General features: G+C 37.0%; 16 protein-coding genes. 8 read left to right on the top strand and 8 right to left on the bottom strand.

Going from position 1 to position 15,563, the window contains the following annotated elements; translation table 11 throughout:
• The first annotated feature begins 26 nt into the window (after nt 1-26).
• Nucleotides 27-947 (top strand): hypothetical protein, encoded by a 921-nt coding sequence (locus FUA48_RS00925; RefSeq protein ID WP_147581689.1) that lies wholly within the window; start codon nt 27-29, stop codon nt 945-947.
• Nucleotides 948-1,067: 120 nt separating this feature from the next.
• Nucleotides 1,068-2,180, top strand: a complete 1,113-nt coding sequence (locus FUA48_RS00930) for a hypothetical protein (RefSeq protein WP_147581690.1) — start codon at nt 1,068-1,070, stop codon at nt 2,178-2,180.
• 34 nt (nt 2,181-2,214) lie between these two features.
• Here the strand turns inward: FUA48_RS00930 and FUA48_RS00935 are convergent, their stop codons facing one another.
• From FUA48_RS00935 to FUA48_RS18310, 3 genes are all read right to left on the bottom strand, one after another.
• Nucleotides 2,215-2,775: a DUF4136 domain-containing protein gene (locus FUA48_RS00935; RefSeq protein WP_147581691.1), complete on the bottom strand. Its 561-nt coding sequence runs from the start codon at nt 2,773-2,775 to the stop codon at nt 2,215-2,217.
• Between the two features lie 54 nt (nt 2,776-2,829).
• Complete coding sequence (locus tag FUA48_RS00940; protein ID WP_147581692.1) at nt 2,830-4,818, bottom strand: urocanate hydratase; 1,989 nt, start codon at nt 4,816-4,818, stop codon at nt 2,830-2,832.
• A gap of 95 nt (nt 4,819-4,913) precedes the next feature.
• Nucleotides 4,914-5,090, bottom strand: a complete 177-nt coding sequence (locus FUA48_RS18310; protein ID WP_168196923.1) for a DUF5522 domain-containing protein — start codon at nt 5,088-5,090, stop codon at nt 4,914-4,916.
• Nucleotides 5,091-5,121: 31 nt separating this feature from the next.
• Here FUA48_RS18310 and FUA48_RS00945 point away from each other — a divergent pair, with 31 nt between their 5' ends.
• From FUA48_RS00945 to FUA48_RS00955, 3 genes are all read left to right on the top strand, one after another.
• Complete coding sequence (locus FUA48_RS00945; RefSeq protein ID WP_147584932.1) at nt 5,122-5,445, top strand: hypothetical protein; 324 nt, start codon at nt 5,122-5,124, stop codon at nt 5,443-5,445.
• A gap of 81 nt (nt 5,446-5,526) precedes the next feature.
• On the top strand, nt 5,527-6,018 hold the full coding sequence (locus tag FUA48_RS00950) for a DUF1761 domain-containing protein (RefSeq protein ID WP_147581693.1): 492 nt from the start codon (nt 5,527-5,529) through the stop codon (nt 6,016-6,018).
• 61 nt (nt 6,019-6,079) lie between these two features.
• Nucleotides 6,080-7,225 (top strand): GNAT family N-acetyltransferase, encoded by a 1,146-nt coding sequence (locus tag FUA48_RS00955; protein WP_147581694.1) that lies wholly within the window; start codon nt 6,080-6,082, stop codon nt 7,223-7,225.
• Here FUA48_RS00955 and FUA48_RS00960 read toward each other — a convergent pair.
• On the bottom strand, nt 7,218-8,120 hold the full coding sequence (locus FUA48_RS00960) for a diacylglycerol/lipid kinase family protein (RefSeq protein ID WP_240732521.1): 903 nt from the start codon (nt 8,118-8,120) through the stop codon (nt 7,218-7,220). The genes FUA48_RS00955 and FUA48_RS00960 overlap by 8 nt on opposite strands.
• A gap of 53 nt (nt 8,121-8,173) precedes the next feature.
• Here FUA48_RS00960 and FUA48_RS00965 point away from each other — a divergent pair, with 53 nt between their 5' ends.
• Nucleotides 8,174-9,142 carry an App1 family protein gene (locus FUA48_RS00965; RefSeq protein WP_147581695.1) on the top strand — a complete coding sequence of 323 codons (969 nt, stop codon included), beginning with the start codon at nt 8,174-8,176 and terminating at the stop codon, nt 9,140-9,142.
• 79 nt (nt 9,143-9,221) lie between these two features.
• On the top strand, nt 9,222-9,503 hold the full coding sequence (locus FUA48_RS00970; protein ID WP_147581696.1) for a hypothetical protein: 282 nt from the start codon (nt 9,222-9,224) through the stop codon (nt 9,501-9,503).
• Nucleotides 9,504-9,533: 30 nt separating this feature from the next.
• Here FUA48_RS00970 and FUA48_RS00975 read toward each other — a convergent pair whose 3' ends face one another.
• The gene (locus FUA48_RS00975; RefSeq protein ID WP_147581697.1) at nt 9,534-11,444 is read right to left on the bottom strand and encodes an ABC-F family ATP-binding cassette domain-containing protein; all 1,911 of its coding nucleotides are present in this window, start codon (nt 11,442-11,444) and stop codon (nt 9,534-9,536) included.
• Nucleotides 11,445-11,493: 49 nt separating this feature from the next.
• Here FUA48_RS00975 and FUA48_RS00980 point away from each other — a divergent pair, with 49 nt between their 5' ends.
• Nucleotides 11,494-11,886: a DUF983 domain-containing protein gene (locus tag FUA48_RS00980; RefSeq protein WP_147581698.1), complete on the top strand. Its 393-nt coding sequence runs from the start codon at nt 11,494-11,496 to the stop codon at nt 11,884-11,886.
• Here FUA48_RS00980 and FUA48_RS00985 read toward each other — a convergent pair.
• The 3 genes from FUA48_RS00985 to porM all read right to left on the bottom strand — a co-directional run bounded on the left by FUA48_RS00985 (nt 11,876) and on the right by porM (nt 15,517).
• Complete coding sequence (locus FUA48_RS00985) at nt 11,876-12,916, bottom strand: NAD(P)/FAD-dependent oxidoreductase (RefSeq protein ID WP_147581699.1); 1,041 nt, start codon at nt 12,914-12,916, stop codon at nt 11,876-11,878. The genes FUA48_RS00980 and FUA48_RS00985 overlap by 11 nt on opposite strands.
• Before the next feature lie 67 nt (nt 12,917-12,983).
• Nucleotides 12,984-13,910 (bottom strand): type IX secretion system ring subunit PorN/GldN, encoded by a 927-nt coding sequence (porN, locus tag FUA48_RS00990; protein ID WP_129751519.1) that lies wholly within the window; start codon nt 13,908-13,910, stop codon nt 12,984-12,986.
• 44 nt (nt 13,911-13,954) lie between these two features.
• Nucleotides 13,955-15,517 (bottom strand): type IX secretion system motor protein PorM/GldM, encoded by a 1,563-nt coding sequence (porM, locus tag FUA48_RS00995; RefSeq protein WP_129751518.1) that lies wholly within the window; start codon nt 15,515-15,517, stop codon nt 13,955-13,957.
• Nucleotides 15,518-15,563: the final 46 nt, after the last annotated feature.

Here is a 15,563-nt window from a genome sequence, read left to right on the forward strand (position 1 = left end):
CATTAATTAATTTTTAAATTTTCATTATGAAAAAACTTTTTTGCTTTTTAGCTGTAGCTGCAACTGCGGCTTTTACATCATGTAGCAGTGATGACGATTCAGGAAACAACGGTGAAAACCCAGGAACAGGAAACGAAGTAACAGCTATTACACTTTCTGCAAGTGCAACATCTGTTGATCTTGGTACTGCTGTTACTTTCACTGTAGTTGATCAGGATGGTGATGCTGTGACAAATGCTACTTTAACTGCTAATGGTAATGCTATAACTAGCCCATGGACTGCTGAAACTGCAGGTGAATATACTGTAGTTGCTACTTTAGGTGAGCTTACTTCATCTGTTACTGTTACTGTAACAGAAGAAGACACAACTCCTGTTGCTAGCGATTCATTTGTAATAGATGACACAAACTATGAAACTAACGTTGGTGCTTTTGCATACAGAGGTATATATGCTGCTGAAACAGAAGGGGAATATGTAATTGTATGGGACTTTAATCCTTATTTAGTTGTAGGAACAGGAGAAGAAGCAACTTTTCCAAACGACCTATACATTACTTTACAATTTCCAATTACACCAACTGGAGAAAACGAAGCTGGTGAGCCTACATTTACAATTACAAACCCAACTACTGGCGAGTTTACTTTAGACAATAACATATTAGACGCTTGGATTATTGCTAACTCTGAAGCATTATTACCTACTGACGCAACTGAAAGAGCTGCGGCTATCTCTGATATTACTCTAAACATAACAGCTTTACAGTTTGCTGAAACTGAAGGAGGTTCTTCTAATCTTGAAGCTACTTACACAATCACACTAACTAATGGCACTGTAATTAATGGTGAATATAGTGGTGAAACTGGCATGTATGATGGCACTAACCAAGGAAGAGGTATTAGCATTAAAAATACAACAGTTGCAAAATCTCAAAACTTAAGAAAATAATTTTTCTTATTTAATATAAAACCCGCCTCTTGGCGGGTTTTTTTATTAGTAATAATCTAAAAATTTTGGCATATAAATTGTAAAGCAAAATTTAATATTAACTAAATATTAATTATTGTTATGAAAAAAATTATTTGCTTTTTAGCGCTTGCTGCAACCGCAGCTTTTACATCGTGTAGTAACGATGATGATTCAGGAAACAATTCAGGAAATGAGGTAACCGCTATTGACCTTACTTCCAGTACAGAAAGCATCGTTCTTGGAGAAGGCTCTTTCACTTTTACTGTAAAAGACCAAAATGGCAACACAGTAACCGATGCTACATTAACTGCAAACCAAACTGCAATTACCAGCCCATGGACTCCTGAAGCCATAGGTACTTACACCATTAAGGCAACTTATGGTCAATTAACCGATGAATTAACCGTAACGGTTAATGAACAAGGCAATACGGTAACAGCTATCAACCTTACTGCAAGTGCAGAATCTGTTGAAGCTGGCACTGCTGTTACTTTTACAGTAACCGATCAGGATAACGCTGTTGTAACAGGCGCAACCCTAACTGCAAACGATACTCCCATAACCAGCCCCTGGACTCCGGAAATTTCAGGCGAATATGTAATAGTAGCTACTTTAGGTGAACTTACTGTAGCAATAAACGTAACTGTAACAGATGCTCCCCAAACAGAAAACATCTTTACTGTTAATGGTACAGAATATCAAACGACAAATAATGTGCTAATTTATTTCGGAACCGACGCTGGTGTTAACTACTGGGTATTGGCTTCTTACTCCAGCACAGGAGAAGGCGAGGAAGCTGAAGTAATAAATGAGTCAGACATCATATTTACATCTTTACAAACCAACGAAACTACATTAGATTTCCCAACTCCTCAAACTATCACTTTTGGCGAGCAAAATCCCGGAACAAAAGATGCTTCAATTATATTTGACACCACTAATGAACTTGAAATAACAGACGAGATTTCAAGCCTTAACCTAACTATAAACAGTATAACTCTGGCAGAAACAGTAGAGGAACAGTTTATTAATTATAACTACTCCTTAGAACTAAACAACGGAACTACTGTAGAAGGGACATTTAACGGTAACTGGGGCTTTTTAAACGCTTCACAAACTGCAGGAAGAAACAGTAATTCTTCAAAACAGGTTATTAAAGTATCTAAATCTCAAATATTACAGAGAATAAAATCAAAAACTTATTTAAAATAAAAAACTAAAAAGCCGCTCAATGAGCGGCTTTTTTTTATTTCTTATTTTTTTGTGGCGGGAACTGTGCCAGTATGTTTGAAACAAATTCCTTAATTCGTTCTTCTTTTTTGTCACGGTCAAGAGTTAAAACTCCTGTACCTACCCCCTGCCAAACCAGTTCTTTACTTTTACCGTCTATAAGGTCTATATAAAGCGTCCCTTCGGTAGAGGTACTAACAGAGGTATAATTACCTCCCCAATAACCAGGGTAACCCCAGCCATAATATCCTCCCCAGCCCCAGCCGTAACCCCAGCCTCCATAAAACTGGTTTACGTTTACTTCTTTACGGGCTTTAGTAAAAAAGTTTACAAGAACATCGGGGTTTTCGCTTTTGGTAAAACCTTTAGCGGCAAATTCCTCATCCAATGCACGAAGAATCCTTTTCTTGTCTAAGTCTGATATATCAACCTTATCAATTCCGGGCTGAAAATAGGCATAAGTCCTGTAAGTTGTAAAATCGGTAGCATCATCATAATCGGCAGCCACCCTAACAGCATTACACGAACCCGCAAGGACTAAGACAAATAGTAACGATAGCAATTTTATTGTTTTCATAATCCAATGAGTTAAGAGTTCATTTTAAAGATAAACCAATAACCCTTTGGGTTATTAGCTCAACAATGCGTCGTCTACCATATTTGGCAATGTAACTTTTAGTAAAGGCTGCACCTCCATAGCTCTTTTTATTGCAAAAACAGCCTCTTCATTTCTTGCCCAGCTTCTACGTGAAATACCATTATTAACATCCCAGAAAAGCATTGATTCTAAGCGTCTTGACGCATCTTTAGAACCATCAAGAACCATACCAAATCCGCCATTTATAACCTCTCCCCAGCCTACGCCTCCACCGTTGTGGATACTCACCCAGGTAGCTCCCCTAAAGCTGTCGCCTATTACATTATGTATAGCCATATCAGCTGTAAAGCGGGAACCGTCATAAATATTAGATGTTTCACGGTAAGGAGAATCGGTACCCGATACATCGTGATGATCACGTCCCAGTACCACATAACCTATTTCTCCCCTGGCAATTGCCTGGTTAAAAGCCTCAGCTATTTTAATCCTTCCTTCTGCATCAGCATAAAGGATACGTGCCTGAGAACCTACTACAAGCTTATTCTCCTGCGCTCCTTTTATCCATTTTATATTGTCCTGCATCTGCTGTTTTATTTCAGCAGGAGCAGCTTTAGACATTTCTTCTAATACATTTAATGCAATCGCATCGGTCTTGGCAAGATCTTCAGGATTACCCGAAGCACATACCCAACGGAAAGGACCAAATCCGTAATCAAAACACATAGGCCCCATAATATCCTGAACGTAGCTAGGGTATCTGAAGTCAATACCGTTTGGAGCCATAATATCGGCTCCTGCACGCGATGCCTCTAAAAGGAAAGCGTTACCATAGTCAAAGAAATAGGTTCCTTTTGCAGTATGCTTATTAACAGCAGCTGCATGCCTTCTTAGTGTTTCCTGAACCTTTTGCTTAAAGGTTTCAGGTTCTTCAGCCATTAGCCTGTTAGATTCCTCAAAACTTATTCCTGCCGGGTAATAACCACCGGCCCACGGATTGTGAAGCGAAGTTTGGTCACTACCTAAATCTATATAGATATTAGCTTCATCAAATTTCTCCCACACATCAACCACATTACCCTGATAAGCAATAGAAACCACTTCTTTATTAGCTTTTGCCTCAAGAACTCTTTTTACAAGAGCATCAGTATCGGTAACAACTTCATCTACCCATCCCTGAGAATGACGTGTATGTACCGCTTTAGGGTTAACCTCTGCACAAACGGTAATACAGCCTGCAATGTTACCTGCCTTTGGCTGAGCACCACTCATACCTCCAAGACCAGATGTTACGAATACTTTTCCTTCAAGGCCTTCTCCATTCTTAGAGATTTTTCTTCCGCCGTTCATAACTGTAATGGTAGTACCATGTACAATTCCCTGCGGACCGATATACATATAACTACCTGCTGTCATTTGACCGTATTGGGTAACGCCAAGCGCGTTGAATTTTTCCCAGTCATCCGGCTTAGAATAGTTAGGGATCATCATACCGTTTGTAACCACTACCCTTGGGGCCTCTTTATGAGACGGAAATAACCCCATAGGATGCCCGGAATACATAACAAGCGTTTGCTCTTCGGTCATTTCACTAAGGTACTTCATGGTTAACCTGTACTGTGCCCAGTTTTGGAAAACAGCACCATTACCACCATAAGTAATAAGTTCGTGCGGATGCTGTGCTACAGCATAATCAAGGTTATTTTGTATCATTAGCATAATGGCTTTTGCCTGCTCTGATTTACCCGGATATTCTGATATTGGCCTTGCGTACATTTTATAGTCAGGACGCAGGCGATACATATATATACGTCCGTATTTTTCAAGCTCTTCTGTAAATTCCTTAATCAGTTCAGCATGGTGCTGTGGCTCAAAATAACGAAGTGCATTACGTAATGCCAGCTTTTTTTCTTCCGCTGTTAATATCTCTTTACGTTTTGGCGCATGGTTTATAGATGGATCATAGGGTTTAGCCTGTGGTAAAACCGAAGGAATCCCTTCCTTTATCTGTTCCTTGAATGTCATAATCTTAGTATTCAGTGTTCAGTTATTAGTGTTCAGTTTTTATATTCAAAATACACGGTTAGCTTACTGCCAACTACTTAGTGTATACTGAATACTTACTTCTTAAATGTTCCTGTTTTCTTATCGTACCCATACGGGCAGTGGCGGCAACCGCTTTTACAGCAATACCCTCTCTTTAAATGAAATTTTTCTGTAAAAACCTTATAGCCTTCCGGCGAAAGATAATAATCTTCACCTTCTTTTAATTTATTTTCAGAATTTTGCCAGCTCATGCGCGCAAATTTATGAACTTTACATTTAATGATAGTAATTGTATCTAAATATTTAATACGTAAGGGTTATACCGCAATGGCTTTATTCCCTTTTATAATACTTCGCAAAAAAGAGTATAAAGAAAATGCTGTGCTGCTTAATCATGAAAAAATTCATTTAAGGCAACAGGCAGAACTTTTAATCCTGCCTTTTTACCTGTGGTATCTTATTGAATTTTTTATACGATTAGCCTATTACAGAAATCATAAAACTGCCTATCGCAACATTAGCTTTGAACGGGAAGCCTACAGCAACGAATCCAACCCTAATTACCTAAGAAACAGAACGATATTTAAATTCATTTCTTATTACTAAAAAGCAAAATTATTAGCAAATTGATATTTTATAAGCCAATAAATTATACATTTACTACCACAAACACTAAAACAAATAATTATGAACTTTAACTGGCTTGCAATTTTAGTTGCTGCACTATCTACAATGGTAGTGGGTTTTATTTGGTACAATCCTAAAGTTTTTGGTACTGCCTGGATGAAAGAAACAGGCATGACCGAAGAAAAAGCAAAAGGAGCAAATATGTTTAAGATTTTTGGAATGGCTATCCTTTTTGCGTTCCTGATTTCATTTATTCTTCAGTTTCTTGTTATCCATCAGTTTGGACCATCAGGAATGGTAGGCGGACCTGAGTTTTTTGAAACAGCAAAACCATCTTACAAAGCATTTATGACCGACTATGGTGATGCTTTCAGGACATTTAAGCATGGTGCGCTTCATGGTTTTATGGCCGGGCTTTTACTTGCTCTTCCTGTCACAGGTACTAATGCCCTTTTTGAAAGAAAAAGTGCTAAATACATCCTGATTAACGGAGGCTATTGGATTGTATGCTTTACCATTATAGGAGGTATACTTTGTGCATGGCCTGCATAATTAAAAATATATAGCAATTAAAAATCTCCTTCGGGAGATTTTTCTTTTCTTTACCATTACTTTGAGCCCTAAACTTTCTTATAAAATATTTACGTCGGCTGCATCCCTTCCTCAGGAGTGGGATACCATTGCCGTTAAAAATATTTTCCTGTCCAAAAGCTATATGCAGGTATTGGAAAGCTCCTCACCCGCTAATATGGAATGCCATTTTGTTGCGCTCTATAAAAACAGTATCCTATGTGGCATTGGCGTAGTACAGTATATTAACCTTAGTCGTATAAATACTTTTGGAGAAGAAATAAAAAAGAAGTTTAGCCTTAAGGATTATATTTTTAAAAAGTTCTCTTCTCATACCCTTATCCTCGGCAACAATAAGCTTACCGGACAAAACGCTTACCTGCTTGCCAATACCATTACTGAGAATGAGGCACTGGCACTCTTTAGAAAAACCCTGAAGAAACTAAAGAAAGAATACCTGAAGAAGTGTGTTCATATAAATCTGGTCTCGGTTAAGGATTTTAATCAAACAGAGTTCCCTGATTTTAAAACTGCCGGGTTTAAAAACTATTACAGGTTTTGCACCCAGCCCAATATGATTTTTCATATTCACCCTGAATGGAAAGATATTGAAGACTATCTCACTGCACTTAACACTAAATACCGCACACAGTACAACCGGGCACGTAAAAAAGCTGAAGGCGTAGAAAAAAGAAAACTGACAGAAGAAGACATCCTAAAGCATGAAGAACGTATTCATGAACTTTATCTTACAGTAGCCTCAAATGCTCCTTTCAATACTTTCTTTTTACCAAAAGGGCATTTCCATACCTTAAAGCAACAGCTAAAAGAGAATTTCCGCTTTTACGGATATTTTTTAAATGATCAATTAGTTGGTTTTAGCACTTTGGTAAAGAATAATCATGATATGGACACCTATTTTTTAGGCTATGATGAAAGCGTACAAAAAGAAAAGATGCTATATCTTAATATGCTCTACGACATGGTGGCTTATGCCGTAAAAAAGGACTTTAAACATGTTATTTTTGCCCGTTCTGCCATGGAAATAAAAAGCTCTGTAGGTGCCAGACCCGAAGAAGTATTCGGGATCATTAAGCACAGTAATGCCTTGGTAAATACTTTTATGAGCAGGCTCTTCCCTTATTTCGATCCAAAAATAGAATGGAAACAGCGTAATCCGTTTAAGTAGTTTTAGGCACAGCTATTTTCATCTGCTTGTGCAGTATCTTTATATCCAGTCGGTCAATCTCTCCGCAAAACTCGCCATCAATCTGAAAACAAACAGGCACATCAGTAGTTATTAGGGCATCTTCTGTCGAAATAATCTCAACATCTTTATTGCTTTCAATAGGCATTTTCCCGGCAAGCACCTTAGTTATAAAAATAAGATCAAGGCTCTTTAGTATCACTATTTCAAATTTTCCGTCATCCATTTTCCCTATTGGGTTTATGGTAACTCCGGTGCCATAACGTTTGGTGTTGGCTATAACAATCATTCTTGCCTCTGTTTCCAGTGTATTACCGTTTGCCTCTATAATGGCATGAAAAGGATCCTGAAGTTCGGTTAATGTATTAAAAGCCTGAAGCACATAACCCAGTTTACCCCTTATATTACTTCCCTCATAATTTCTTATCAGTTCAGCATTAACCCCAATATCACTAAGATGGAGACTTTTCTTGCCGTTAATGTTAACCATATCCATCTGCATAAAATTGCCATGAAAAGCTATTTCAAGGTTTTGGCTAACATCACTTGGTAGATTCAGGTCAACAGAAAGTCCGTTTGCAGAACCAGCCGGCAACACCCCTATAACTACATCTTCATGCCCTATGGCTTCAGCTATCATCTTTACAGAACCATCACCTCCCGCTACCAGTACCCTTTCAGGCTTATGCTTCGTATAAAGCTTTTTTATCTCTTCCTCATCATTCTCCCCTGTAGTTTCATATTCAATAAGAGATATGTTTTCCTTGTCGGCATATTCTCGCACAGCTTCTAAAAGATCTGTCTTATCATTACCACCCGCAATTGGGTTAACTACAATCAAAAATTCCTTTTGACTACTCATGTTTCCTTTTTTCATTAAATTTAATTAAATTAGGACTACAAACCTTCTTACCAAAATCATAATTTTTAATGAAACCAATATTAAGATTGTATCGAGGCTATGCCAATGAAGGAGAGCTTATCGTGTTTGGCCACGTATTTAAACCCAGCAGTGCCAACAATTATGAATTTGAAAAAAAACGTTTTAAGAATGCAAGATCCATCATTAAGATGTTTCGGGTAAAAACCATACCTAATACTGATGTATATCTTGAACATAACGGACGTAAAATACATACTAAAGCCCTTGATGACGGTTATTTTAAATTTTGCATCCCACTACAGGAAGAAACCGGATACGGATGGACCGATTATTATGTAAGCACCCACTATAACGGTGAAGAGATAAAAGAAAAAGGCACCTTTATAAGGCCTTACGAAGGTAATTTAGGCTTTATATCAGATATTGATGATACTTTCCTTATCTCCCACACCCGAAACATGTTTAAAAAGCTCTACATTCTTTTATGGAAAAACATTAATGATCGAAAGATATTTGAAGGTGTTGTTCCGCATTATCAGGCATTAAGTACTGCTGGCCGTAATAATAAAGGAGAAAAAAATGCTTTCTTTTATGTGTCGAGCAGCGAATGGAACCTGTATAAGTTTATTGTAAAATTTACCGAAATACATGAGTTGCCAAGAGGAGTATTACTTTTAAAGGACATTAAAACCAGCCTGATGGACTTTTTTGTTACCGGACGCGGCAACCACGGGCATAAATTTGACAAGATTAAACACATACTTGAGTTTTATCCTCATTTGCATTACACCCTTTTAGGAGATGATTCACAGCATGATCCTTATCTATACGAGAATGTATGCAAGATTTTCCCGGTAACGGTTAAAGCTGTTTATATAAGGCAAACATCGTCTCACAAGAAAGAAAAAACTATCAAAGTTCTAAAAAACATTGAGTCACTTGGGATAGCCACTTGCTACTTTAAAGACAGTAATGAAGCCATAAAACACTCTAAAAGCATTGGTCTTATTCAGTAAACTTTAAGTTTGCTTTACCTCTTTTTTAACACTTTAAGTCCTACCTTTACTCTTTAACCTTTTTAAAACCTAAGTGATTATGAAAAGATTAATGATTACAGCAGGGGTCTTAGCAATGCTTTTTGCTGCCTCATGCAAAGACAAACAAGAAGCACCCCCAACTCCGGAACCGGTAGAAAATCCGGCACCACCGGCAACTCCAACACCAACAACAGCTGCTCCGGCTGAGGAAGATCCTGACGGAACTTCAATCAGCATCAGCAAAGACGGAGTAAACTATGAGAATAAAAATGGTGACAGTGAGAGTAAGGTATCTGTTTCAGGTAAAGATTCTGAAGTTGAGATAAAAACCAAAGAGTAAAAAAAAGCCCTGCAAATGCAGGTTTTTTTTTTATGAATTCTCTATTTCTTCCTGAACCAGTTCCCAGTCTGCCATTAAAGTATCCAGTTCTTTTTTCTTTTTCTCATAAGCCTCAAAGAACGAAGCATCAGCCATCAGCTTTTCATAATCCGTTTCCAGTCGCTTATCGTCTTTTTGGATATTAATTTCCAACTGCTGTATCTGGCTCTCTATTTTACTTAGTTTGTTTTGCAGTGCCTTATTCTTCTTCTGATCTTCATAAGAAACCTGCTTACTCTCTTTTGGAGCCACTGTTTTCTTTACAACATCTTTTTTCTCCACCTCACGCATATTTTCCATATTACGCTGTTCAAGATAGAAGTTAATGTCACCCAAGTACTCTTTTATCTTTTGGTCTTTAAACTCATAAACAGTATTTGCCATTCCCTGAAGGAAGTCCCTGTCGTGAGATACCAACAGTAAAGTACCCTCAAATTTTTGCAGAGCTGCCTTTAAAACGTTCTTAGATTTAATATCAAGGTGATTGGTAGGTTCGTCCATTACAAGCACGTTAATGGGCTGTAAAAGCATTTTACAAAGCGCAAGCCTGTTTCTCTCTCCTCCCGAAAGTACTTTTACTTTCTTCTCTACATCATCTCCCCTGAATAAAAACGCACCCAGCATATCCCTAACTTTAGATCGGTTAGTATCTGTAGCTGCATTTTCCATAGTTTCCAGCAGGGTAATTTCACCATCAAGGTACTCTGCCTGATTTTGCGCAAAATAACCCAGCTGTACATTGTGTCCTAATTTAATGGTACCACTATATTCAAACTCGTTTACTATTGCCTTTATAAGCGTAGATTTACCCTGACCGTTCTGCCCCACAAAAGCAATCTTGCTTCCTCTTTCAATTAGCAGGTTTATATCTTTCAAAATGGTCTTTTCACCATATTTCTTGGTAACATCTTCTGCTTCCACTACCACACGTCCCGGAGTGACTGACACCGGGAATGAAATGTTCATAACCGAATTATCATCTTCATCCACCTCAATTCTGTCAATCTTATCCAGTTTCTTTATTAAAGATTGCGCCATTGATGCCTTAGATGCCTTCGCCCTGAACTTTTCAATAAGCTTTTCGGTATTCTCGATCATTTTTTCCTGATTCTTTTGGGTAGCCAGTTGCTTTTCCCTAATCTCTTCCCTAAGAGTCAGGTATTGTGTATAAGGCTTGTTAAAATCGTAAATCTTACCAAGAGAAATTTCAATCGTCCTGTTCGTTACATTATCCAGGAACATTTTATCGTGTGATACTATCACTACTACTCCCGGATAATTCCTTAAAAACTGTTCCAGCCAAATGATACTCTCAATATCAAGGTGGTTGGTAGGCTCATCCAGAAGCAATACATCATTAGACTGCAGTAATAGCTTTGCAAGCTCTATCCTCATTCTCCATCCTCCTGAAAAGGTATCTGTTAGCTTATCAAAGTCTTCCCTTTTAAAACCAAGCCCTAAAAGAATTTTCTCTGTTTCCCCTACATAATTATAGCCACCAAGTATTTCATAATGATGAGTATGATCACTAAGGTCTTCTATAAGTTTAGAATACTCTTCACTCTCATAATCTGTTCTGGTAGCCAACTGATGGTTAATTTCATCAATTTTAAACTCTACCCTCTTAATTTCTTCAAAAGCCTGATAAGCTTCATCAAGTACAGTCCTTCCCTGCACAAAATCAATATCCTGTCTAAGAAAGCCTAACTTTACCTCTTTTTCTGTTGCTATAACGCCTGAATCAGGAGGTATATCCCCCGAAAGTATTTTAAGCATAGTCGATTTACCGGCACCGTTCTTACCCACAAGTCCCACTCTGTCTCCGGCACCCAACCTGAAGGTTACTTCTTCAAATAAATAAGTACCTCCAAAAGAAACCGACAAATTATGTATGTTAAGCATTATTCTGTTTTTATTAATTGTAAATTTGTGAAAATCAAATTTTTTGCAAATGTTAAAAAAAGGATCGAAACTATATAGCATTTTAACAGGAACCTGTCCTCGTTGTCAGGAAGAAAGTATGTATAAGGACAAAAATCCTTTCAATTTGCTTAATATTTATAAGATGAACGAGAAATGCAGCCACTGCGGATTACATTATAAAATAGAGCCTTCGTTTTTTTACGGAGCTATGTATGTTAGCTATGCCCTTGGCGTTGCCTTTAGTGTTGCCGCTTTTATTATCAGCTATGTATTTATAGGCTCAGAACTTAAAACAGCATTTTTTGCTATAATCGCAACATTGGTTGTATTTATGCCTATAATCATGCGTCTTTCACGAAACATCTGGATTAACTTTTTCATAAGCTATAAAAAAGACTGGCGAAACGACACTAGCGCTTAAACCTGTGAATACTCACACTTTTATCAATAGGAATATCATTTTCTATTGAATCAAATAAAGCTTTTGCCATAGGCGGACCCAAAATAACACCACGTGTACCCAATCCATTTAAGAGATGTACTCTCTTATAAACCTCATGCGTACCTATTAAAGGCTTTCTGTCCTTTACAGTTGGCCTTATTCCTGCCAAGTGATCCAGTATTTCATAATCACACGAAATAAGTTCATCAAGCTTTTCTATCAATTCTTTCTTTCCTGCTTCCGTAGGCTCGGCTGTTTTATCATACCATTCATAAGTGGCACCAACCCTATATGTGTCGTTACCTATCGGTAAAATAAAAATACTGGCATTAATAGCTACATCTAACTTTAAATCGGGAGCTTTAATAACAAGCAGTTCACCTTTGGTACCATCAAGAGGTAAATTCATAAAATAAGGATTGGCATGAAGTCCAAAACCCTCCGAAAAAATAATATGCCTTGCCTTTAATCCTTTATACTCTACAAAGTCAGTATTTATCTGTAAATCGGTATGATTAAATGTATCCTTTATCAAATGGTTATCAGAATCCAGGTACTTATGGTATGAATCTAAAAACACGTCTGTATCCACATACCCTGTATGCAACACTTTACCATAACCAAACGGAGAATCTATACCGAAATATTTAGTATGAACAACTGAAGTAGAAAGAAAAGGTGACAAAGCAGGCTTATCCGCTGCTTCAAACCAGTTATTCTGTTCCTCCGCTGATACAAACTTGCGATATATAGGCAGACTTATATCAAACTTTACATTGAGTCTTTCTTCAATATTTTTATAAAACGGTTTTATGTATTCAAGATGTTCTTTAGCATCAAGAGGCATACTAAATCTTTTAAGTATAACCGGATTATATAACCCTGCCGCAACATAACTCGAATTTTGCGACTTATCACTTATAACCGTAAACGATTTACGGTTTAAAAAGGCTGTTTCGGCAAAACTCACTCCGGCAATACCGGCACCAACTATTATATAATCTTTCATGATGTAAAAATAAAAAACTCTTACTTAAAAAAGTAAGAGTTTTTCATGTTGTATAGTGAACTATCTATTAGTAATTCCACATATCCTGTTCGAAGTTACGAATAACCTCTTTGAGTCTTTCAGCTTCAAGAAGCTGCATTTGTGAATTATCTTTTAAATAGTCTTCAATAAGTCTGTCACCATATTCGTTTTCAACTTTTACAATTGTAGCAGAGAAACGACGTGAGTTTAACAAGTGATCAAAAGTGATAGGCATTGCAGAGTTTCTTGGGTTGAATGCATCTTCTTTGTGCAGGATATCTCTTGCTGCAGGGAAGTATACCCAAAATAATTGAATTGGATCTGCAGTTTCACCCATCCTCATTTTAGTAAGAGCGTCAACCGCCATAGGACAAATACCTATTAATCTGTATTTCAACTCACCTTGCCTCTTGTCAAAGTACCAGTAACCTTCAATCATATATTTAGTTACATCGGCAGCAGTAACTTCAGACGTATCAAAATGCTCGGCAGTTAAAATACCTTTCGCTTTAAGTTCATCTTCTGTTTGCCCCATGTACTGGTTCATTGTTTCAATACCGAAACTATTAAGTTCTTTATAACTAAAAAGCTGTTCAAGATTTTCAGGAGTAATTTTATCTCTGAAATATGAATCACCATATACCTCTGTTAACTCTCCGTTTTTAATAGCCGTAGTTAAAACATGGAATAGTGATTTTCTATTGTCGCCCAGGTTATCTTCAATAGGGAAATATAACGGGAAATTGATTCTCTCATCAAGATCAATCACTTCCCAAACCCTTTTGCTGAATAAGATATCCCTATCACCTACGTAACCGTAAGGAAGTGGATTATCATTATCTGCAACCATTTCCGCTTCGGTTTTCTTACCTATCTCATCCGGAGTTTTTGCATTAAGTACGTTAGATTGAGCAAAAGCAGAACCAGTACCTAACATAAAAAGAGCCGCTAATAAAATTTTTTTACTATTCATATTTTAATTTTAAACTGTAAAAGAAAAACGTTCTTTTAAAAATATTATTGTACTTCCCAGTTAAATGCTGTAGAAGGCTTAGGAGTATAACCCGCAGCTCCAATAATATCATATTTTATATTAGTGATGATAACCTGATCACCTCTAGAAGATTTAGAAATAGCACTTAAAGCCTGAGCATTAAACTTGTTACCTTGACAAATGATTGCTGGGCTACCTGGCACATAAACCTCAAACTGCTTGATGTTAGTTTTAATATCAAACACGAAATCAGAGAAATCAATATCAATAGTAGAGTTAGAAAGGTCATTTTTATTACCTTTAGCTGAACCTACTTTACCTCTTAGTTTAGGACTTGGAGCAGGAATCTCTCTAATATTAAATTTCTTACTATCACTTACCACTTGTCCTCCAGGTAATTTACCACTAACCTTTACAGTAGCCTCTCTACCCGAAACACCGTTTAAACTCCAAACATACTTACCATTTCCAACTTTTTTAAGACCTGGTGCAGATGCAGTTACATCACTGTCAGGAATACCTGCAAATGAAATTGTCATTGGGTTTTCGACACCACGGTAAACAGAGTTCATTTTATCAGCAGAAATTGTAGCTGAGTTTGGTTTAGGAACCACTACATAATTACCTTTAATAGGAATTTCAACTGGCTTACCATTCTCAACAAATGTAAATTTACCGCCTATTTCATGTTCACCTATGTTACCTGCACCAAATTCAAAATTAACCTGACCACCTTTTAAAGCTTTATTTAAGTCAACCTGACTTCCATTAAGTTCTACAGATGTAGGAACAGTCGATTCGTCATAACGACCAAGCACTATAGTACCTTTAACTGGCTCACCAGCAAAGAAGGCTGATTTTTCAGTAACAACCATTGCCTGATAGTTATTCATCGATGCAATAGCAGCCGTAGTGTTACCTACTAAAGCATTATAGATATCCTGCTCAGTTTTCTTAACATCATTCTGCATAGCAGTAAGCTTTGTTAAAGATGCGATTGCCGGGAAACCTTTATAATGATAATCAAGATATTTTTTCTTAACACCTTCACCATCTGTTACATCACCTAAATCAAATTTACGGTTGATATCCTGAACAATGATTTTATACTCAGTGCTTTTTCCTAAGATAGAAACAAGATCGCTTTTATATTTTTCAATTGTAGCAATAATTTCCTGTCCTTTTTTAGAATAACCGTCACCATCAAACCATTTCTCATCAATCATATCACCTTTATCCATTGCTTCATAAGGCAATTTACCATTCTCTCTTTCGAAAGAAGAAGTAACATCATTCTTAAGAGATTCGATGTAAGCATAAAAAGCATCCGTTACAGGCTTAACTTTTTTCGCTTTCTCAAAAGGCTCAGCATACTGAGATGCATTTTCTTTTGCTTTAGACTGTAAGTCAGCATAAAGTGTATTGTTATAATCTTTAGAGAACGCATTTACGTCCTCAAATTTTTCGTTCATCAAACCAAAAGCGGATAGTACCTCTTTTGACATGTTCAATGCCAACATAGCGATGAAAACCAGGTACATCAGGTTAATCATCTTCTGCCTTGGGGTTAATTTTCCTCCTGCCATTTTCTAATTAGTTTCTTGTTTTTTGGTTAAAAAATATTTAAATAAA

The organism is Flavobacterium alkalisoli, from assembly GCF_008000935.1.
Lineage (GTDB): Bacteria > Bacteroidota > Bacteroidia > Flavobacteriales > Flavobacteriaceae > Flavobacterium > Flavobacterium alkalisoli.

Excerpts from the sequence above, each read along its gene's own strand:
- FUA48_RS00970 (WP_147581696.1), top strand. The coding sequence starts at position 9,222 with ATGAAAAGATTAATGATTACAGCAGGGGTCTTAGCAATGCTTTTTGCT.
- FUA48_RS00960 (WP_240732521.1), bottom strand. The coding sequence starts at position 8,120 with ATGAAAAAAGGAAACATGAGTAGTCAAAAGGAATTTTTGATTGTAGTT.
- porM (WP_129751518.1), bottom strand. The coding sequence starts at position 15,517 with ATGGCAGGAGGAAAATTAACCCCAAGGCAGAAGATGATTAACCTGATG.
- FUA48_RS00980 (WP_147581698.1), top strand. The coding sequence starts at position 11,494 with ATGTTAAAAAAAGGATCGAAACTATATAGCATTTTAACAGGAACCTGT.
- FUA48_RS18310 (WP_168196923.1), bottom strand. The coding sequence starts at position 5,090 with ATGAGCTGGCAAAATTCTGAAAATAAATTAAAAGAAGGTGAAGATTAT.
- porN (WP_129751519.1), bottom strand. The coding sequence starts at position 13,910 with ATGAATAGTAAAAAAATTTTATTAGCGGCTCTTTTTATGTTAGGTACT.
- FUA48_RS00950 (WP_147581693.1), top strand. The coding sequence starts at position 5,527 with ATGAACTTTAACTGGCTTGCAATTTTAGTTGCTGCACTATCTACAATG.
- FUA48_RS00965 (WP_147581695.1), top strand. The coding sequence starts at position 8,174 with ATGAAACCAATATTAAGATTGTATCGAGGCTATGCCAATGAAGGAGAG.
- FUA48_RS00930 (WP_147581690.1), top strand. The coding sequence starts at position 1,068 with ATGAAAAAAATTATTTGCTTTTTAGCGCTTGCTGCAACCGCAGCTTTT.
- FUA48_RS00925 (WP_147581689.1), top strand. The coding sequence starts at position 27 with ATGAAAAAACTTTTTTGCTTTTTAGCTGTAGCTGCAACTGCGGCTTTT.
- FUA48_RS00940 (WP_147581692.1), bottom strand. The coding sequence starts at position 4,818 with ATGACATTCAAGGAACAGATAAAGGAAGGGATTCCTTCGGTTTTACCA.
- FUA48_RS00935 (WP_147581691.1), bottom strand. The coding sequence starts at position 2,775 with ATGAAAACAATAAAATTGCTATCGTTACTATTTGTCTTAGTCCTTGCG.
- FUA48_RS00985 (WP_147581699.1), bottom strand. The coding sequence starts at position 12,916 with ATGAAAGATTATATAATAGTTGGTGCCGGTATTGCCGGAGTGAGTTTT.
- FUA48_RS00975 (WP_147581697.1), bottom strand. The coding sequence starts at position 11,444 with ATGCTTAACATACATAATTTGTCGGTTTCTTTTGGAGGTACTTATTTA.